At 38.7% G+C, this 17,941-nt stretch carries 21 protein-coding genes and 1 other annotated feature; of the genes, 4 read left to right on the forward strand and 17 right to left on the reverse strand.

Going from position 1 to position 17,941, the window contains the following annotated elements; translation table 11 throughout:
* Positions 1-66: 66 nt before the first annotated feature.
* The 7 genes from ACP69X_RS04415 to ACP69X_RS04445 form a co-directional block, all read right to left on the reverse strand.
* Positions 67-804, reverse strand: a complete 738-nt coding sequence (locus ACP69X_RS04415; RefSeq protein WP_073979560.1) for an ABC transporter permease — start codon at positions 802-804, stop codon at positions 67-69.
* On the reverse strand, positions 801-1,535 hold the full coding sequence (locus tag ACP69X_RS04420) for an ABC transporter ATP-binding protein (protein ID WP_073979561.1): 735 nt from the start codon (positions 1,533-1,535) through the stop codon (positions 801-803). The genes ACP69X_RS04415 and ACP69X_RS04420 overlap by 4 nt, the downstream gene beginning before the upstream one ends.
* The gene (locus ACP69X_RS04425) at positions 1,532-1,969 is read right to left on the reverse strand and encodes a helix-turn-helix domain-containing protein (protein WP_073979562.1); all 438 of its coding nucleotides are present in this window, start codon (positions 1,967-1,969) and stop codon (positions 1,532-1,534) included. Before ACP69X_RS04425 ends, ACP69X_RS04420 begins: the two co-directional genes overlap by 4 nt.
* A gap of 283 nt (positions 1,970-2,252) precedes the next feature.
* Positions 2,253-3,101: an MBL fold metallo-hydrolase gene (locus tag ACP69X_RS04430; protein WP_073979563.1), complete on the reverse strand. Its 849-nt coding sequence runs from the start codon at positions 3,099-3,101 to the stop codon at positions 2,253-2,255.
* 66 nt (positions 3,102-3,167) lie between these two features.
* Positions 3,168-4,334, reverse strand: coding sequence for an MFS transporter (locus ACP69X_RS04435; protein WP_025093702.1), 1,167 nt, complete (start codon positions 4,332-4,334; stop codon positions 3,168-3,170).
* Between the two features lie 137 nt (positions 4,335-4,471).
* Positions 4,472-4,774 carry an ArsR/SmtB family transcription factor gene (locus tag ACP69X_RS04440; RefSeq protein WP_039182804.1) on the reverse strand — a complete coding sequence of 101 codons (303 nt, stop codon included), beginning with the start codon at positions 4,772-4,774 and terminating at the stop codon, positions 4,472-4,474.
* 97 nt (positions 4,775-4,871) lie between these two features.
* Entirely contained in the window at positions 4,872-5,018 is a 147-nt protein-coding gene (locus ACP69X_RS04445) for a hypothetical protein (protein WP_426052462.1), read from the reverse strand.
* A 256-nt stretch (positions 5,019-5,274) separates the two neighbouring features.
* Here ACP69X_RS04445 and ACP69X_RS04450 point away from each other — a divergent pair, with 256 nt between their 5' ends.
* Both ACP69X_RS04450 and ACP69X_RS04455 read left to right on the forward strand, forming a co-directional pair.
* Positions 5,275-5,820, forward strand: a complete 546-nt coding sequence (locus ACP69X_RS04450; RefSeq protein ID WP_426052463.1) for a Pathogenicity island protein — start codon at positions 5,275-5,277, stop codon at positions 5,818-5,820.
* A gap of 51 nt (positions 5,821-5,871) precedes the next feature.
* Positions 5,872-6,030, forward strand: a complete 159-nt coding sequence (locus ACP69X_RS04455) for a hypothetical protein (protein WP_025093698.1) — start codon at positions 5,872-5,874, stop codon at positions 6,028-6,030.
* Positions 6,031-6,275: 245 nt separating this feature from the next.
* On the opposite strand, the gene ACP69X_RS04460 is transcribed toward ACP69X_RS04455, so the two are convergent.
* The 8 genes from ACP69X_RS04460 to ACP69X_RS04495 form a co-directional block, all read right to left on the reverse strand.
* Positions 6,276-7,985 carry a hypothetical protein gene (locus tag ACP69X_RS04460; protein WP_426052464.1) on the reverse strand — a complete coding sequence of 570 codons (1,710 nt, stop codon included), beginning with the start codon at positions 7,983-7,985 and terminating at the stop codon, positions 6,276-6,278.
* A gap of 35 nt (positions 7,986-8,020) precedes the next feature.
* Positions 8,021-8,878, reverse strand: coding sequence for a DNA adenine methylase (locus ACP69X_RS04465; protein WP_426052465.1), 858 nt, complete (start codon positions 8,876-8,878; stop codon positions 8,021-8,023).
* A gap of 203 nt (positions 8,879-9,081) precedes the next feature.
* Complete coding sequence (rlmH, locus tag ACP69X_RS04470) at positions 9,082-9,561, reverse strand: 23S rRNA (pseudouridine(1915)-N(3))-methyltransferase RlmH (RefSeq protein ID WP_003214880.1); 480 nt, start codon at positions 9,559-9,561, stop codon at positions 9,082-9,084.
* Positions 9,562-9,641: 80 nt separating this feature from the next.
* Positions 9,642-9,812: a CxxH/CxxC protein gene (locus ACP69X_RS04475; protein ID WP_073979568.1), complete on the reverse strand. Its 171-nt coding sequence runs from the start codon at positions 9,810-9,812 to the stop codon at positions 9,642-9,644.
* Between the two features lie 161 nt (positions 9,813-9,973).
* Positions 9,974-10,804, reverse strand: a complete 831-nt coding sequence (locus ACP69X_RS04480; protein WP_073979569.1) for an energy-coupling factor transporter transmembrane component T family protein — start codon at positions 10,802-10,804, stop codon at positions 9,974-9,976.
* The gene (locus ACP69X_RS04485; protein ID WP_064498723.1) at positions 10,795-12,510 is read right to left on the reverse strand and encodes an ABC transporter ATP-binding protein; all 1,716 of its coding nucleotides are present in this window, start codon (positions 12,508-12,510) and stop codon (positions 10,795-10,797) included. Before ACP69X_RS04485 ends, ACP69X_RS04480 begins: the two co-directional genes overlap by 10 nt.
* Positions 12,511-12,529: 19 nt before the next feature.
* Complete coding sequence (locus ACP69X_RS04490; protein ID WP_024424020.1) at positions 12,530-13,087, reverse strand: ECF-type riboflavin transporter substrate-binding protein; 558 nt, start codon at positions 13,085-13,087, stop codon at positions 12,530-12,532.
* 14 nt (positions 13,088-13,101) lie between these two features.
* Positions 13,102-13,962 carry an SAM hydrolase/SAM-dependent halogenase family protein gene (locus ACP69X_RS04495; RefSeq protein WP_039182818.1) on the reverse strand — a complete coding sequence of 287 codons (861 nt, stop codon included), beginning with the start codon at positions 13,960-13,962 and terminating at the stop codon, positions 13,102-13,104.
* Positions 13,963-14,073: 111 nt separating this feature from the next.
* Positions 14,074-14,344, reverse strand: a binding site (T-box leader).
* A 192-nt stretch (positions 14,345-14,536) separates the two neighbouring features.
* On the opposite strand from ACP69X_RS04495, the gene ACP69X_RS04500 reads away from it, so the two are divergent.
* A complete protein-coding gene (locus ACP69X_RS04500; RefSeq protein WP_039182821.1) occupies positions 14,537-15,226 on the forward strand; it encodes an ABC transporter permease subunit in 690 nt (229 codons plus the stop codon).
* Complete coding sequence (locus ACP69X_RS04505) at positions 15,227-16,108, forward strand: ABC transporter ATP-binding protein (RefSeq protein WP_041089453.1); 882 nt, start codon at positions 15,227-15,229, stop codon at positions 16,106-16,108.
* Positions 16,109-16,147: 39 nt separating this feature from the next.
* Here ACP69X_RS04505 and ACP69X_RS04510 read toward each other — a convergent pair whose 3' ends face one another.
* Together ACP69X_RS04510 and ACP69X_RS04515 are read right to left on the reverse strand one after the other, a co-directional pair.
* Positions 16,148-16,612, reverse strand: a complete 465-nt coding sequence (locus tag ACP69X_RS04510) for a GNAT family N-acetyltransferase (RefSeq protein WP_041089451.1) — start codon at positions 16,610-16,612, stop codon at positions 16,148-16,150.
* Between the two features lie 68 nt (positions 16,613-16,680).
* Complete coding sequence (locus ACP69X_RS04515; RefSeq protein WP_370334023.1) at positions 16,681-17,871, reverse strand: S1C family serine protease; 1,191 nt, start codon at positions 17,869-17,871, stop codon at positions 16,681-16,683.
* Between the last annotated feature and the right edge of the window lie 70 nt (positions 17,872-17,941).

Consider the following 17,941-nt stretch of genomic DNA (forward strand, 5'->3'; position numbering starts at 1 on the left):
GTTTATCATACAGAAAAAGACACAGGTAACCCAGCTGTAAATTTCTTCACCAAAAACTGTACCAAACTAATCGTTTTCCCCATTCATTTTCTTTTTAAAAGCAAAAATGGCGATAGCTACAATAATACCTGTATATCCTATCACCCACCAAAAATGCAGTAAAATTGATGCATAGTCTCCAGATAAGGCAGCTCTGCTAGCGTCTACTGCGTGAGCAAATGGTAGTGCGTATGCAATATTTTTGAACCAGCCTCCAACTAAATTCAAATCAAACCATGTACCACTTAACCATGCGCTCATATTCGTTAGTAGCGCTCCACAAATACCACCAACTTGCTTATCGTTAAATATACTCCCTACTAAGAGCCCTATGCCGATAAATAGTAAAGATGTTGGTAAAAGGACAAGAATAGATAACAAAACATTGGCATTAAAAGGTAAACCTAAGAAAAAAGCTGTGATAAAACTAATGATAACTTGAACAATCGCAATAGGTAGGAGTGGCACAATATACCCTACAATGTAGTCTGAGGCAGAAAGGGGTGTAGTAAACAATCTCATCAAGAATGAGGTACTTCGATCTTTAGCTATTAACATTCCAGCGAATAGTGAGATAAAAGAAAGACCAAAAACAGCTATGCCAGGAATAAGTTGATCAATAGCAAATACATCAGATGGAATATTCGTTTGAATAGCATGAAGCAATAATAAGATAACTAACGGAAAGCCTATACCAAAAGCTACGTTTAAAGGATCTCTTAAAATCTCTTTACCATTACGTGAAGCAAAAGCGAGTGATTTCATCTTACGACCTCCTCTTTAGCAGCTAATGACACAAACGCATCCTCAAGTGATTTGGTGTTGGTGCTTTCCTTCAATTCGGCTGCTGTTCCAACTGCCTTTAATTTTCCTTTCGCCATCGTGCCTATTCGATCCGAAAGGGCTTCTGCTTCCTCCATATAATGTGTCGTGAGAATGATGGTCATGCTCCCCTTTAATTTCTCAATAGCACTCCATAGCTCACGCCTTGCGATGACATCAAGACCAAGAGTAGGTTCATCAAGGAAAAGGATTTTGGGGTCTGTAATGAGTGCCATTGCAATACTGAGTCTTCTTTGCATCCCTCCGGATAGGGTTTTAGCCTTCATTTTAGATACTTCCGTCAGACTAAACGTACCGAGCATTTCTTCGACTTTTATATCGATCTTTGTTTTATGGAACCCGTATATTTGAGCGATTAATTCAAGATTCTCTTTCACGGATAAATTAGGAGCTACTGCCGTTTCCTGTGGTGAAACATTAATCTGTTCTTTTACTGCGTAGGGATTAGAAACAATACTGTTACCCAGAATCGACGCATCACCGGTTGTAGGGGTGCTAAGACAGGTCAACATCTTAATCGTTGTCGTTTTACCTGCACCATTCACTCCAAGTAACGTAAAAAGTTCGCCTTGTTCAATTGAAAGATTAAGAGAATCGACTGCAATCTTTTCTTCGAATTTCTTGGTTAGATTCTTTGTTTGAATCGCAATCATTCTTCATCCTCCTGACCTTCCTGTGCCTTATATATCTCGTCAGCAAACTGCAGGAAGTCCTCATTTCTTACAATGGCAATTCCTTGAGCTTCATCGCCCAACATCAACAAGCTGTCTCCAGGACAGATACTGAATACCTCCCTCGCTTTTTTAGGGATGACAATTTGCCCGCGTTCGCCAACCTTTACAAGTCCAAATATGTGTTTTCCTTTTGGTTTCACCCCTGCCATTTCTGTACCATCCAAATTATTCACGAGATCATCCAAAGCAATGCCATATAATTCAGCCAAAGCCTTGCAATTATTGATATCCGGCACAGTTTCCCCCGATTCCCATTTCGCAACAGCTTGCCTTGAAACACCAATTTTCTCAGCCACTTCTTCTTGTGTAAATCTGTGTATTTTTCGCATTTTTTTCAAATTCATATTGATCATACTTTTCACACCCTTCATCATTATTATATTAAATTTATTCCATTTATCTACCAACTAAACATGACATCAAAAGTTATCTTCAACTTACATTTGATTAAATGCCTAAGTTTAACAAAAAGCCCCTCAAACTTAGTGGAGGGGACTAGTTGTAGTATTTATAATCATGTTTTCTTCTGCTACAATACCTTCTGCTAAGGCTAAAAGGGAAAGAAGAGAGATTTTGTTGCTTAACTATAGCTGGCTTAGAAAATAGGTAATGTTATCAGTGAATAACCGGAATCACTTAATAACCATTTACAAAATAAGCAATCGTCTCTAATTCATCTTCTTTCAGTTCTCTGTTCACGTAATGTTGATATTCTTTCGTGATTTTCTGCTTATCTCCACCACATTGATCAGTGAATTTCGCTATCATCCGAAGTTTGTCTGTTTCCTGACGAAACTCCTCTTTTCTCCACGGTCTTTGGTGTGAAGGAATATACGTATCGGCATCAAAAGCTTCTAACTCATCTAAAAGACGCAATATTTCTTTCACTGTATAATGTACTCTCTCAGCATACATTTTCGGATAAATGCAATCACCAAGAAACAGGATTTTCTCTTCTTTCACATACACGATCACTGAATCAGCCGCATGATCGCCTCCAACATGCTGCACGATGCAAGTGACGCCGCCAAGATCAATATCTATCCGACGGTCAAACGTGACATCCGGTAAAGCCACCTGAATATCTCGATGACCCTGATATTCTTCCTTAATGGCCTTCGCGCAGAACTCAATCTCCGTTCCTTCCCTCACCCGCTCATCAATCGCCTCATCTGACCACGAAAACGGAACAAGCTTCTCCATTTCCTTTCTTGTCTTTGCAGAAGCAATCGAAAGCGAATCAGGCAGCGCAGGCAGACCAAAAATATGATCCCAATGCCAATGCGTGAGGACAACGAGATCGGGCTTGGTGTTCTCGTGTTTTAAAGTTCTTTGGATGAAATAGTTCGCATGATCTTCTGAGTTACCCGCATCGATCATTAATGTTTTGTTAGTGCCTGCGACCATACCTAGGATGGGGCGGTCGGTAAGTGATACCGGTGTGATGTACCAAAAACTCTGACCTATTTTTTTAATTGAGTGCAAAGGTGCTTCCTACTTTCTGTCATTATTTTTTAAATTGAATCACGTTTTTTCCCATCGTTCTACTGTTTAAGTATATCGAATTTCATTACTCGAAGTAGCACGCGAAGCCAATATTGTGACAATGATCGCTATTGCAACGCCTAAAGCACCTGCCCAAGTAACAGAAGATAGAGAAACCCTCTCTACAAAGATACCTCCAATAGCTGCACCTGCGGCCATCGCCAATTGCATCATTGACTGATTGAGACCTAATAGTATACCTGATGACTCTGGCTCCATTGTAGCTAAGTGATATTGTTGAGTCGGGCCAGAAGACCATGCAGCAAATGACCATAATATTAAAATGAGCAATACTCCAACATAAGAATGCGTAACTAGTGAGAGCAATATGAGCATGATGACATGTAATGTCATTCCACTAATCAGAGTAAAATTCACACCCCATCGATCGGTACTAAATCCACCAAACTTTGACCCAACTAGACTAGCAATCCCGAATACAAGGAGAACTCCACTCAGCAATTTGCTGCTTACACCGGATATATTTAAAAGGTAAGGGGATAGGTAGGTATAGGCAATTGAATAACCACCAAGCCAGAAAAAGGTGATGGCTAATCCCAACACTACTTTTGGTTTTTTAAAAAGAGCGAGTTGTTGAATTAAAGGTACAGGTTTATCCCCTTGGATTTTTGGAATCGTAAGAGAAATGATCACCATGGCTAATAATCCGAGTAAGGCTATTCCTCCAAATACAGCCTTCCAACCAAAGAAATCACTAGTCATTCTGCCAAGTGGGACTCCAATGATCAATGATGCTGTAAATCCCATTACTACTGTAGCAATAGCTGTACCTTGCTTACCTTTTGGTGCAATTTTTTCAGCAATTGTTAATGCAGTAACTACGACCATCCCCGCTCCAAGAGCCATAATAATTCTTGACACAATAAATAATTGATACCCAGGGAGGACGAATGCAAGAATATTACCTAGAATAAAAACGCTAAGTGAAAATAACATTAACTTGCGTTTATTCATTCCCGATGTTAAAGCCATTAATACTGGGGTGAAGATGGCATACACAAGAGAAAAAATCGTAATTAACTGGCCAGCTGCAGCTATCGTAATCCCTAATGATTCAGAAATATTATCCAAAATACCAGAGATGATATACTCTGATGTACCAACTAAAAAACTGACAATAGCTAAAATGTAAATCTTTACAGTGTTTGACAATGTAGATCACTCCTTATATATAATGCATTTACATATCTAGAATTGTTAATATGTATGGACAAAAAAACATATTACGATAAGTCGATTTGTATTTAATAAATGAAACTGAATTCTGATGTATGAATTCAGTTCATTTATTAAATATTTTTTTCTAGAATCTCAGCAATTTGTTTTATGGCATTTTCATCTCTTTTATAATACGTGTATTTACCTATACGCTCTGTCGTAATTAATCCAGCTCGTAGTAAAATTGAAAGGTATTGAGATGCGGTTGATTGCGTCATTTTCAATTTATCTGTTATTTGACTAACACATACCCCTGTAGTATTCATATCAATCCCTTCATGGGGTGTAAAATGACGATCAGGTTCCTTTAACCATTGTAAAATTTGCAATCTGGATTCATTGGATAAGGCTTTGAAAACTTCTATTGGCTCCATACACCCCATTATATCGATAAATAACGATATGTCAACATGTGTTGTTGGAGATCTTCTCACCCCTCACTAACTTATGATAAGGCTCACCGTGATGCCTTTAAATGATTAGTTGCTCTTCTTTTATTTGGCTTGTAATTTCTATAGAATGCCCTTTGTAATCAATTTTCCACGTTTTATGTATTTCCTTTTTTACGTCTTGTACTACGTTACGCATTTCACGTTTATAGTCAGCTTTAAAACCCATGGAAGTCTCCTTAAGTAATTTATTGCTAAGAATATGATCAGTGAATGTTGTTACTACTATGTTTTTAATATTTGCTTTCATTTTATATAATACGATATTTAATAAAGAAAATCTTTAAATAATAAACTTATAAAAATAGGAAAAAAGTCATTATTAAATTTCATTTAAAACATTATTATTTACTTAATTTATCTTTTCATCATTTAACAACGTGTATAGCTATGTTAGTATGACATCCAAAGGAGGATGATAAGTGATGAATATTAAATTAAGAAGCACCCTAATCAAATTGGCAGCCTCTCTATTTCTGTTGAGCGCCGTGGCTTTACCAATTTCACCTACAGATGCAAATGCCACAAAGTCACAAGCCACATATAAAGTGGAGAACCTTAATGATAGTGAATTAAAGATGACGTTCGATCATGCTGATGTTCATATCGATTCTAAAGGAAATGCGATATTGGAAGATCAAATAACGAATGAAAAACAAGTTCTTCCTAAAACATCGACCGATAAAAACGATCATCCTGCAACTTTGCATTATGAAAAAATTAAAAATGGGATTTTGATTAAAGTTGTGAGTGAAAAAACAAGCGGGAAAATCAGTACTCACTCTGTTGGAAAATGTATTCTTGGTACTAGTGGTGGGGCAGTAACCGGAGGTGGTACACTTGGTCTTGCTGGTGCTGCTGTAGGGACTGTCACGATACCTGGTATCGGAACTGTAGGCGCTGGTGCAGTTGGTGCAATCACAGGTACTGTTGGTGGAGCAATGACAGGAGCTGCTGCTTCTTGTTTTTAATGAAGAGCAAAAAGGGTACTCTCTTTTTATCCTAAAGGGAAGGTGATCATGGTGTATAAAATCATCATTCCATCTATACTAATCATTTTTTTTCTCTGGATTCTATTACAGATTTCACTAGAGATGAGCATATTTAAAAATCCAATGAATTATTTTATCTTATTCATTCTTTTCTTTCTTACCATCAAGCTGGTAAAAGAGAAACAATAGGAACCTTTTGGGATGTGCTAGAGGAGATGAATAAATTCATCTCCTCATATTTAAAAACTCCTAGACACACCACTTCAATAAACAAAAATCTCTTAATAAGCTTCGAATTTTATTTATAGTCTAATATCGGCTCTTTACCCTTTACATCTTCAAAATACTTAGTAAACGATGAAACACCTGAATAAGATATTGATAAATACTCTTTAGCACGATACTTCTTCTTTCGTGTTTGATATGGATTTAAATTAATTTCCAACTGATTGAATTGATTCTTCAATAATTTTATCAAAAACATATTCTAAATAAATATTAAGGTTGGTAAACATAATTTGTATATCTTCATTAGATATTGATACATCAAAATAATGGATACTCTTTTGTAAAAGTTCAATTTTACTTGTTGCATCTCTACGACCACGCTGGATATGTTTTATGAATTTTTTAGGTTCTACTTGTTCAATCTTATTGCAACAATAATCAATAAATCCTTGTAAAGATTTGCTTTTATTGTCAATAGATTGGTTATCTTCTTTTAAAACTTTTGATGCATACATTCGAAATGTATATTCTAGGAACATGCGACTCACAATATTAAGTAGATATGAGTATTTACCATATTTACTTTCGTTACTCAAAAAGAGCATCAGTGATTTAAGCTTTTCACCATGTTCGATTTGTAGTTTTTCTATGTACTTGATGGAAAATGTATTATTTAGGACGGTTTGTTGTTTTTGGACTGAATAGGAAACTTTTTTTGCCTTTATATTAAAAGACAAACTATCTTGCCAAAGGATTGTAGTTTTAGAAGAATCCTTATAATATTTATAGACTACTTTATAATCACCCGGCAAGTTATTCGGTTGAATTATACCCTCCACTACCTTCAATCCCTTACAATCCATTTCCAATAAGTTAGAATCGTAATATGAATTAATTTCCAATTTATCTAAAAGGTTTATAGTTTGGTCAGTATAATAAGTAACATTTGTAGCATCTTTAATTAAATTAAACCTCATTGCATCTTCTTCTTTTGTATCATTGGTTTCGTCTTTCTCTAAAATTTTATTGTTTGTCATCTGTTTTTCATTTATATTACTAATGTTTTCGCCAATATTCTTAGTAATGCTTTCAGGAAGATTTTTGTTATCCAAATCTTCCTGGTAATATCTCTTAATAAGGGGTACAAAAAAATCCTCAATTTCTCTTGCTCTATTAAATAAGCGAGTTACAGCCATATTTTCCATTGTACTCTTATTAATAGCCTTATCTATTAAAAACTTGATAAGTATTATTTTGTCTTTAGTAATATTAGAAAAATCCGAATTGATATTTAGTGCTTTTTTCACTTCTCTATTGTTAAAGAACCTCCGAATTGTAGTATATCCTATTTTGTTGGTGATATCTTCCTTGAAATATTTATTAAAAAGTTCAGCTATAACTAATTCAATAGTAACTTTATTCTTCAACCTACTATCAAAAACACCTTTTTCTTTAGGTGTCCATGCTTTAAGTCCTCTCCCTTTATCTTCGCCTGAGTGTATCCTCTCCATAATAGTATAGGCTTCCTCTTCGCTAGTTATTAAGCAAAAGATATCACTGGAGTATTTTGGTTTCTCTGTTTTTATTAATCTTTCAATTCTCTGCTTTAAAGCTTTGTCTATAGATTCTAAGATAGTAGGATCTTTTAAGAATTTAATGCAAGCCACCCTTCTATTTCCTTCATATACAATATATTTTTCTTTCTTTGAATTATATACAAGTGTGGGTAAGTTAGCACCTAGTAATCCATTTTTATAGATATCATCAGCAAGATTATACATATACTGAGAACCTACTTTATTAATCAACTTTTTTAGAGTATCAAGCTCATTTGTTCCTATATCATGTCTAGGATTCTCTGAATAATTTAAAATCTCAGATACATTCACTATTTTATATTCCTTATTCGTACTCATACTAAACACCCCTGATTTCATTGACTAGACTTCATTTATTGGATATTAAGTACATCATTTTCATTATTAAAACGTTGGACTTTCTTTGAGAAAAACATAAATTCTGATCCATTCTTTTTTTCCTGAAGAGTATAAGAAAGATTGAAAGTGATATAATTAAAATTTGAATAAAATCCTCTAATTTCCTCTGCTGTATCATAAGTAACAATCCATTTTCTATTTTTCATAAATTGGGAAATTGTTTTTGCTAAATTTTCATGATCGCCATGAGTATAGAAATTGGTATAAAGTCCTTTCCCCTTGTTGTAGTATGGAGGATCAAAAAATGTAAAAGAATTTCTAGTCTTAATTATCTCAGATTCTATAAAGTCCATAGCATCCATATTTGATAATTTAATAGCATTTCTATATTTTGATATTTTATATATTTTACTAATAAGATCATTTTTATTAAATCTACAATCTATTAAATAATTTCCATTTTGATTCATGCCACCAATTGGCCCAGCTTTATCTATTATCCCAGATCTATTAACCCTATTTAAATAAAAGGTTGAAAAACCTACTTTTAAGGGATCATATTCATATATATTTTCCCTAATCCTTTTTTGATTATACCATTCGTCTATGGTTACTGAAGTATCTTCAACTAACTTGATAAATGACTCTGTATTATTCAAGATACTTTTCCAAAAGCAATAAATTGAATAGTCGTAATCATTTATCATTATTCGATTAACTACTCCATTAAATAATAAGGCAAGTGAAATTGCTGAACCACCTGCAAAGGGCTCAATATAAGTATAACAATTATTATGTTTTACTAACCTACTTACAAAATTATAAATTTTATATTTTCCTCCAGGGTATCTTAAAGGAGAAGGGTTTAACATCTATTTTCACTTCTTTCCAACTATAAAGGCTCTTCAAATTAGTATACCATTTGATAATTAAGTAATGTATAATATTTGGTGATTTTATTTAAGTTCTCCTCTAAAAAATCAAACTATTCTCTTACCATTTTAATTACGCTTTAAATCGACTATTATTCTAATCTTACCCATTTCAATAGTAAATTCTATCGCCCTGATAAATCTCACTTATGATAAGGCTCCCCCCGAACAATCCGAAACGCCCGATAAATCTGCTCCACAAGCACCAATCTCATCAACTGATGCGGAAACGTCATCCTCGAAAATGACAGTTTCTCATTCGCACGCTGCATGACAGCATCACTTAGTCCGAGGGATCCGCCTATGACGAAACATACTTTGCTTTTTCCGTATGTTGCTAGCTTATCTATTGTATCAGCTAATTCTTCGGAACTTTTCATTTTTCCTTCGATGGCGAGGGCGATGACGTGGGCGTCTGGGTTGATTTTGCTTAGGATGCGTTCGCCTTCTTTGTCTTTAATGATTTTCATGTCTTGATCGCTGAGATTCTCGGGTGCTTTTTCGTCCGCGAGCTCAATGATCTCAATTTTTGCGTAAGCCTGTAATCGTTTTGTGTATTCGGCTATGCCTTGCTTTAAATATTTCTCTTTTAATTTTCCTACTGTGATAATTGATATATTCACAGGTCATCCCCACCTTAAGAACAAGTTATTCATATAAGTTATCAACAATTGTGGATAAAATTTGTGTATTTTGTGTCCGATCATTCGTTCCCCACTATATATATTGCAGGTTTATCGCACAATTCACAGGTTGTGGATAAACTGTGTGTATGTTCGATTTTTCTGAATTCTGGCGGCGTTTCGTGATCATCTATGTACATGTCTAATACGGTTTCTATGTGTTCTGCACAAGCATAAAGTGATTTGTTCATAAGTTTCTAATTCCTCCAATAGGTTGTTTCGTTATTCACAAGTGTTTCGCTCATTGTTCAATATAACCGATTTATTCACATGTTAATAGTCTTTTACCATTTTCCACACCTTTTATCCACAAACCAAATAAAAAAGCCTCCACTCCTGTGAAGGCTTCCTTCTATAGAAACGGATTATAAAATCTCGTTCCTCTAACAAATGTAATCACTAACGAAACAATCAGTACCACACCAACAAATATGAACGCCACATAATCTGCTTTTTGAAAGTCTTTCGCCGTAAACCATGTACGCTTTTTATGTTTCCCAAACCCCCGCAGCTCCATCGCATTGCTGATCGTCTCTATCCGCTCTAGGCTGGAAAAAATCAGCGGCATCACAATCGACAGCGCATTTTTGATCCGTTTTCCCAGCTTTTCATTCTTCGATAAATCAATCCCTCTTGCTTGCTGAGAAATCGCGATCGTGCGAAAATCCCGCTGAATATCTGGAATATAGCGCAAGGCAATCGCTACCGCATAGGAAATCCGGTAGCTGACCCCAATTCTGCTGAGCGATGAGGCGAATTCACTTGGATTTGTTGTCACAATAAATAAAAGCGCTGCTGGCATCACGGTCACGTATTTTAGCGTAATGTTCAACTGATAGAAAAGCTGTTCAAGTGTGACGTTGTACCAGCCGGCAATATGAAACAGCTCATGCTTTGCTCCGTAGATGGCGACACCTTGCTGAGGCGCAAAGATGTAAATGGCGATGTTATTAATCGCTAGGAAAATCGCCAGGACGATCACTACGAAGGAAATATCACGAAATCGTACGTTTGATAGCTGAAAGAACACGATACTGGCGGCTAACATAAACACTAAAACGCCTGTATCATACGTGAGCATCGCTGCGGATGACCAGAGGATAAAGCAAATGAGTTTGGTTGCACCTGTCAGCCGGTGAATCGGCGACGGGCGGTCGATATAGGACAGCATGTCTACAGCCATGTCATTCGTTCCTTTCTGTCAACCTCAATGAAGCGATCCACGAGTTCATTTGGATTCGGCCAATCTGCTTTCAGCGCCAGTTCATACAGCGATGTTTCCTTTAAGCTCGCCTTTTGGACAAGCAGCTGATCTGTCAGCACTTTGGCTGGTGTATCATCTGCGATTTTTTCTCCATCTGAAATGACAATGGTTCTTGTTGTGTATTCGAGCATTAAGTGCATATCATGGGTGATCATGAAAATCGTGACACCCTGCTGATTTAATTGCTCTAAAAACGTCATCATCTCTGTGTAATGTTTAAAGTCCTGTCCTGCGGTTGGTTCATCTAGGATGAGGATTTCTGGCTCTAATACAAGAATTGACGCAATGGTGACGCGTTTTTTCTGTCCAAAGCTGAGCGCTGAGACCGGCCAGTTCCGAAATGGGTACAGCCCACACACTTTCAGGACCCGCTCCACCCGTTCCTTGATCTCTTCTTCCTTTACCCCTCTTAAAACGAGACCGAGTGCGACTTCATCAAAGATCATTTGTTTTGAAATCATTTGATTGGGGTTTTGCATGACGACGCCGATTCGTTCGGAGCGCTGTTTGATCGTATCTCCTGTGATGTCATCACCATTTAAAAGAATTGACCCTTTCGTTGGCTTTTCAAATGCACAAAGCACCTTAGATAATGTCGTCTTGCCTGCGCCATTGGCTCCTGCGATGCTGATCATTTCTCCTTTTTTGACGGTAAAAGAGATGTTGCTCAGCGTGTTTGGTCTTGTTGGATAGTCAAAGCTCAGCTCGCGCACTTCTAGTAAATCCTGTGCTGCAATCTGCTCTACTGATGGTTCAGATGCTTCCATCCATTGCTCGATTTTCTCTTTTGCTTCGTCGTTTAGAGTGAGACGCTGTAAATCAGCGATCTGATCCCCCGGTGCAACCGGAATGCCTGCGTATTTCATCGCCTTTACATATAAAGGCTCACGCAAATACGCCGCTTCTAGAACATTTGAGGCGAGCAATTCATCTGGTGTCATATCCGCTACAATCGTTCCTTCATTGACAACGATGATGCGGTCCACATGACGGAAGAGGACGTCTTCTAATCGGTGCTCAACCATCACAATGGTTTTTTTCGTTTGTTTTTGCAGCCGGTCAATGAGGTCGATGACTTCTTTACCTGTTGCGGGATCAAGGCTTGCAAGTGGTTCATCAAACAGCAAAATGTCGACATCGTTGACCAGTACGCCCGCAATGGCGACACGTTGTTTTTGTCCACCTGACAGCTCATGCACGGACGATGCCAGCTTGCCGTCTACCTCTGTTAATCTTGCCGCTTTCTCGACACGTGTTTTCATTTCTTCGCGTATGACTTGATCATTTTCAAGCGTGAACGCGATATCTTCTCCAACGGTCAACCCGATGAATTGTCCATCGGGGTCCTGAAGCACCGTTCCAACAAGCTGGGAGAGGGAGAAAATGTTCTCTTTCTCTGCATTTTTCCCGCCGATGTGAAGACTTCCTTCCATAGAACCTTTATAAGACGCAGGAACTAGCCCATTGATACAATGGGCTAGTGTGCTTTTTCCCGATCCAGACGGGCCTGCGATGAGAACTTTTTCTCCTTCATAGATGGTCAGGTTGATATCCTTTAATGTTGGTTCTGCCTGACTGCGATACTTGAATCCGAAATGTTCGAATTGAATCATCGGTTTCTTCATTTATGTGTTCCACCTTGCTTCATGATGTTTCTTTCGATAGGCTGCCGCTTTTGCTTCTCGTTTTTGCATAGGCTGCAATGATGATGGTTCCTAGTACACCAACTGTGATGATGTTCGAAATTCCTGCCACAATGCCTTGAACAAATACTTTGTTCGCAGGTTCTGCATAGATCACAATGTCGAGCACAGGAGCAATGATAAACCAGCCTAATGCCTGTGCGCCTGCTTGTACGGCGTTGAAAAGCGTGATTTTCTTCCAGCCAAAGTCTCCCTCTTCTACTTTTAAACGGTTAGAAATGAAGCCGATCAATAAACCAACTACACCCGAAACAATAATCCAGCTCCACCAAGGGCCAAATGTGGTCGCATCTTTAATGAGATGGCCAATAAAACCAATCAGTGCGCCTGCAACAGGACCAAATAGCACGGCCATTAATGCAAGGAATGCGTATGAGGTTTCAATTTGTGTATTCGGAATTCCAGTTGGAATGGAGACAAATCGTCCTAAAATCACAAAGACGGCTGCGCCAATTCCAATAGCAACGACAGTTTTCGTTGAAAGTTGTTTTCCTGCCATGATGTATCCTCCTCTTATTCGTATATAATGCGCGGAGCTTTGCGAATCGAAAGGCGCCAGCCTGTGCCTGTACCGATGTTATAAGCCTTTGCAAATGACCCTTGATTGATCGCCACGCCTAAATGGTCTAGTGAATTGACATATACGAGTGGTTCGCCTACCTTTAAGTCGGCAAAAGATCGTCCATAGGTCATGATATTTTTATACACATTTTTCGGCCCGTTGGCAATGGTAACTTCTATTGCATCCCCATAATTAATTGAAAGCTGTTCAAACAGCGTGTGATGAATGTTTGTCCATAGGTTTCCGAATCTCACATCTAAAATATCAATCGTCCCTGTGATCACATCTTCTTCCGCATATGCCTGTACGACTGGAAGATGGATAATATCATCAATATTCGCCTTTGGCCCAACCTCTTCAAAAGAAATCACACCTGATGCAATTCTCGCCCCTGTATAAGCGTATATGTCTCTCCCGTGGAAAGTATGTGATTTTCCCGACTTTGGCAGCCGGTTAATGGTTTCATCTAAATAACGGGCTTCCACAATGCCAATATCCTGCGCGACGTGTGTGATTGTGCCGTTATCTGGGGTAATGATATAGTGTGAGCTTGTCGTTTTGACAACAAGACTTTTTCTCTCTGACCCAACACCTGGGTCAACGACAGAAACGAATACCGTCTCTTCCGGCCAGTATGTGACGGTTTGAAGCAGGCGATAAGATGCCTCCCAAATGTCATACTGCGGAATATTGTGTGTTAAATCAAAAATGCGGATCCTGCTGCTGACCGTATTTGCCACTCCGTACATTGCACTGACAGCTCCATCATCAATGCCGAAATCTGATTGTAAAACCAATGCATGTTCACTCATGTCAATCTCCCTTTCATTTGAAAAAATGGATGTGGTGTTTCACGTGGAACATTTGAACAATTGTATGAAAAAAAGTGGACAATAAAAAATACCCCATCCTTATCTTTGAATCATAAGGACGAGGTATTTGTCTCGTGGTACCACCTTTATTTACTGTTTGCTCGCGCTAAACAGCCTCTACAAGTACAAAGCTCCAATCTGGCTCATATACTGTGGTTTTGATAACGAGTACCAACTCTCGTCGTCACCTACTAATATCATAGATATGTTCAGCACGAGGCTCAGAGACCATTTTTCGAATCATTATTTTTGCTTCTTTTCAGCTGCCGAAGCTCTCTGTGGAAAAATTGATGATTGTACTTTCTCTCGTCATTGCCTGTATAATTATCTTGAATTAAAGCTATCATACATGATGTTTTTTCATAAATCAAGATATTTTTCTGAACATTTTTAAAAATGAGTCAACTGGTGCTGGAAGAGTCTTCTTTTTATGAAATTTAAACAAATGTTAAAGAGCAAGATATGGTGTCTTTCTATTCTAAGGGTATAATAAAGGTGAAGGGAGGTACAGCGTGTGTGGACCATCTGTATGAATGAGTTTAAGCAGCTCTTCAAAAGCACAAAATCTATTTTAACAATTGTTATTATTTTCATTTTATCTACTTTTGTTTCAAGTCTTCCGTTTATCGCTGCTCATCAGGAACAATGGGAACTGGCAAAGGATCCTTATTCTATTGGGAATGAACTGGTGATTTCTTTATTTGGTTTCTTCCTTATTTTTTTGTTGTCTCATGATATTTTAAGCCGTGAAATTCATTTGAAAACCATTCGTTTTCTCGTCAGTAAAACAACTCGTTTGAACATCATCATCGGGAAATATCTTGGACTGATGCTGTTTTGGCTTAGCTGTATTATGACGACATATGTACTGAATATGGTGATTTCACACCGTTTTCTGTTCTCTGATGCGTTAAAAATCTTAACCTTTATCAGTGTCGGTATCTCATGTGCTTTATTTTTGTCCATGCTCTTTCCAACACCGCAGAAATCAATGTTTGTCGGCATGTTATTTTCCTTTCTTTTCCCAATCGTCAGTATGATTTCTGTTCTTTCTTCAGAACGAATGATTCATTGGTTCCAATATATGACGCCTTATTATTATGCGCGCTGGAGTGAACCGCTGACCTACGTCCTAATGAACACGGCATTGACCGTTATCTTACTCATTGGAACTGCACTGCTGTTTCAAAGGAGGGATGTGTAGATGCTTCATACAAAAGGGCTTACAAAAAAATATCGTACAAAAGTCGCAATAGATGATATTAATCTTGATGTCAATCAAGGCGATATCTTCGGTCTCATTGGACCAAAGGGATCTGGTAAGACGACGTTTTTCAATATTATTACCGGAATCTCCCGCCCTACCTCTGGTACGTTTACAGTGATGAATAAGCCTTCGCTAAAAAAAGTGAGGCAGCATATCGGTGTTCTGCCTGAATATACGGATTTATATGAAGGTCTTACGGCTCTTGAGCATATTGCCTATTTATCAAAAATCACCGGAACACGCCAGAAAACGAGTGATTATGAAGAACTGCTCGAATTTGTCGGCTTACATCACGATCATCAGGAGAAGGTCGGTGCCTTCACACCTGGTATGAAAAAGCGGCTTGGAATGGCGCAGGCCATCGCCCATCAGCCGGAATTTATTTTACTCGACGAGCCTTTTGCCGATATTGATGCCGATTCGATTTTCCACATTCAGCGGGTCATTGAAGCATTAAAGGATGAAGGAAAAACCGTATTTTTAACAGCTGACCGCCCAAGGTTCACCAATAGTATTTGTACCAAAACTGCATTCATTTCTGAAGGAAAATTAGTGTCCCCACATACTCATCCTCAAGAGAAAACCATCACATCCTCAAACATACGTGCAACCTTCAAGCATGCATGGATTGATGATGAGGTGAAACCTGTTCTCATGCAGTACCTACAAACTGTCGGAACAGATCTTGTGATCAGTGATGACGAGACCTCATTGTTAATTCGTTCAGAAGCTCAAGTTCCAGCGATCATTCGCGCTTTCGTGAAGTGCAAAGTCGATTTATACAGAGTCACGGCTCAGGATGCCATGATGTCCTCATAAAAAAGTACCGTACGCTTTCTGCACGGTACTTCTTCTTTTTTATAAAGGTTTACTCATATAAATACCGGTTTCTGCAAATCCCGTTTTCTCGTACAGCGAACGGGCGATTTGATTGTGAGCAAAGACATGGAGCGAGAGTTTTTGCACACCTAATGACTTTGCCTGCTCCTCTAATGCAGCAATGGCCTGCTTTGCAAAGCCTTTTCCTCGATAAGCTTCAAACAAAATAAAGTTATAAATAAATCCTTCGTGTTGCGGGTGATTCGGATCATAGCAAAGCCAAACCCAGCCAATCGCTTCTTCCCCATTTAAGAAATTCCACAGCTCATGATGCTCCGTCTGAAGTCCTTCTGGAAGGAGTCTGTCAAATTGTTCTTCTGCGTTCGCAAGTGATTCTTCCTTTTCCCATGTCCCTGCGAGTACCTTTTCTTCAGCGTACCGCTGAATGGCCTTCTCCATCAATACATCGTAATCGGTTTGTGACATCCGTTGTAGTGTAACCAATCGTACCGCCCCCTTTCCTTTATCATATGATGTGCATGCAAAAAAAACCAGTCCCTTGCTGGAACTGGTTAGCCGCCATATTGGTCGGTTTGAGAAAGTTTAATCTCTGCTGATTTTTTCTTTCCGCTTCGATAAAACTGCACCTTCACCTTGTCGCCGACCTTCTTTTGATATAAATACTTACGAAGATCCACGATATTCTGTACACTCTTGCCATCAAAAGAAGTCACGACATCCAGCTCTTTTAGTCCTGCTTTTCCTGCTGGAGATAACGGCTCAACACTCATGACGACAACTCCTGATGTGACCTTGGATGGCAATTTCAATGTTTCCTGCCAGTGGTAACTCGCAATATCCGCTAATGATTTCATGCCGACGCCAAGATACGGACGCTTTACCTCTCCGTAGCGCTCTAAATCCTCTATGACAGGGATGACCAGATTCGCTGGAATAGACAGCCCGATTCCTTCTACCTCTGATTCAGCAATCTTCATTGAGTTGATGCCGATCACCTTTCCGTCCATGTTGATCAAAGCACCTCCGCTGTTTCCAGGATTGATAGCGGCGTCTGTTTGCAGTACTTCTGCATTCCAATCTGTTTGTCCGTCTCCATTTGAGTCGACAGGGATGGCTCGCTCCGTGCCCGAAATGACCCCTTGTGTGACAGAGCCTGCGAATTCAAGCCCTAATGGATTTCCAATGGCGATGACTGGCTCACCCGGCTTCACATGATCTGAGTTACCGAAGGCTGCCGTTTTCTTGATTTTATCACTTTTGACAGTGAGAACTGCTAAATCCATAAGCTGATCACTGCCGACAAGATTGGCACCAATTCTTGTCCCATCATGAAGGCTCACTTCAAGCTGGTTGGCGCCTTTGATGACGTGATGGTTTGTGACAATATAAAACGTGTCACCCTTTTTTTTATAAATCACACCTGACCCGCTGCCTGCTTCTCCGCCTTCCTCCCAAAAGCTCGACTTTTGGATATTAATGACGCCGACCACCGTATCTGACATATTAGACACCACTTTCGTGACAGCATCATTGACGTTTACATTCACAGTTTTTAAAGGGCCCTGAGATGTTTGTCCATCACCGTTTTGCTGCCATCCAAAAGGACTGCCGCTCTGTCCAGATACATAGGGGAAAAAGAATCCCATTAAAAAAGCTCCTACCAATACACCGATCAAACCAGAAAGAAAATATCCTTTTCTGCTTCGTCTCGGCTTCCACTCTACATCGCGATAATCCACTATGTTTCCTTCCTTTCAGTGAATAGATGATGTATATAGTGTTGGTAAGAAGCTCTTATCTTAATCATACGAT

The sequence above is a fragment of the Bacillus sp. DC4300-2b2 genome (genome assembly GCF_049895685.1).
Taxonomy (GTDB): Bacteria; Bacillota; Bacilli; order Bacillales; family Bacillaceae; genus Bacillus; species Bacillus safensis.

Coding starts and splice junctions, on each gene's coding strand:
- ACP69X_RS04505 (WP_041089453.1), top strand. CDS start 15,227: ATGCTTCATACAAAAGGGCTTACAAAAAAATATCGTACAAAAGTCGCA.
- ACP69X_RS04440 (WP_039182804.1), bottom strand. CDS start 4,774: ATGGAGCCAATAGAAGTTTTCAAAGCCTTATCCAATGAATCCAGATTG.
- ACP69X_RS04460 (WP_426052464.1), bottom strand. CDS start 7,985: ATGAGTACGAATAAGGAATATAAAATAGTGAATGTATCTGAGATTTTA.
- ACP69X_RS04480 (WP_073979569.1), bottom strand. CDS start 10,804: ATGGCTGTAGACATGCTGTCCTATATCGACCGCCCGTCGCCGATTCAC.
- ACP69X_RS04485 (WP_064498723.1), bottom strand. CDS start 12,510: ATGAAGAAACCGATGATTCAATTCGAACATTTCGGATTCAAGTATCGC.
- ACP69X_RS04450 (WP_426052463.1), top strand. CDS start 5,275: ATGAATATTAAATTAAGAAGCACCCTAATCAAATTGGCAGCCTCTCTA.
- ACP69X_RS04465 (WP_426052465.1), bottom strand. CDS start 8,878: ATGTTAAACCCTTCTCCTTTAAGATACCCTGGAGGAAAATATAAAATT.
- ACP69X_RS04490 (WP_024424020.1), bottom strand. CDS start 13,087: ATGGCAGGAAAACAACTTTCAACGAAAACTGTCGTTGCTATTGGAATT.
- ACP69X_RS04445 (WP_426052462.1), bottom strand. CDS start 5,018: ATGGGTTTTAAAGCTGACTATAAACGTGAAATGCGTAACGTAGTACAA.
- ACP69X_RS04425 (WP_073979562.1), bottom strand. CDS start 1,969: ATGATCAATATGAATTTGAAAAAAATGCGAAAAATACACAGATTTACA.
- ACP69X_RS04415 (WP_073979560.1), bottom strand. CDS start 804: ATGAAATCACTCGCTTTTGCTTCACGTAATGGTAAAGAGATTTTAAGA.
- ACP69X_RS04475 (WP_073979568.1), bottom strand. CDS start 9,812: ATGAACAAATCACTTTATGCTTGTGCAGAACACATAGAAACCGTATTA.
- ACP69X_RS04420 (WP_073979561.1), bottom strand. CDS start 1,535: ATGATTGCGATTCAAACAAAGAATCTAACCAAGAAATTCGAAGAAAAG.
- ACP69X_RS04495 (WP_039182818.1), bottom strand. CDS start 13,962: ATGAGTGAACATGCATTGGTTTTACAATCAGATTTCGGCATTGATGAT.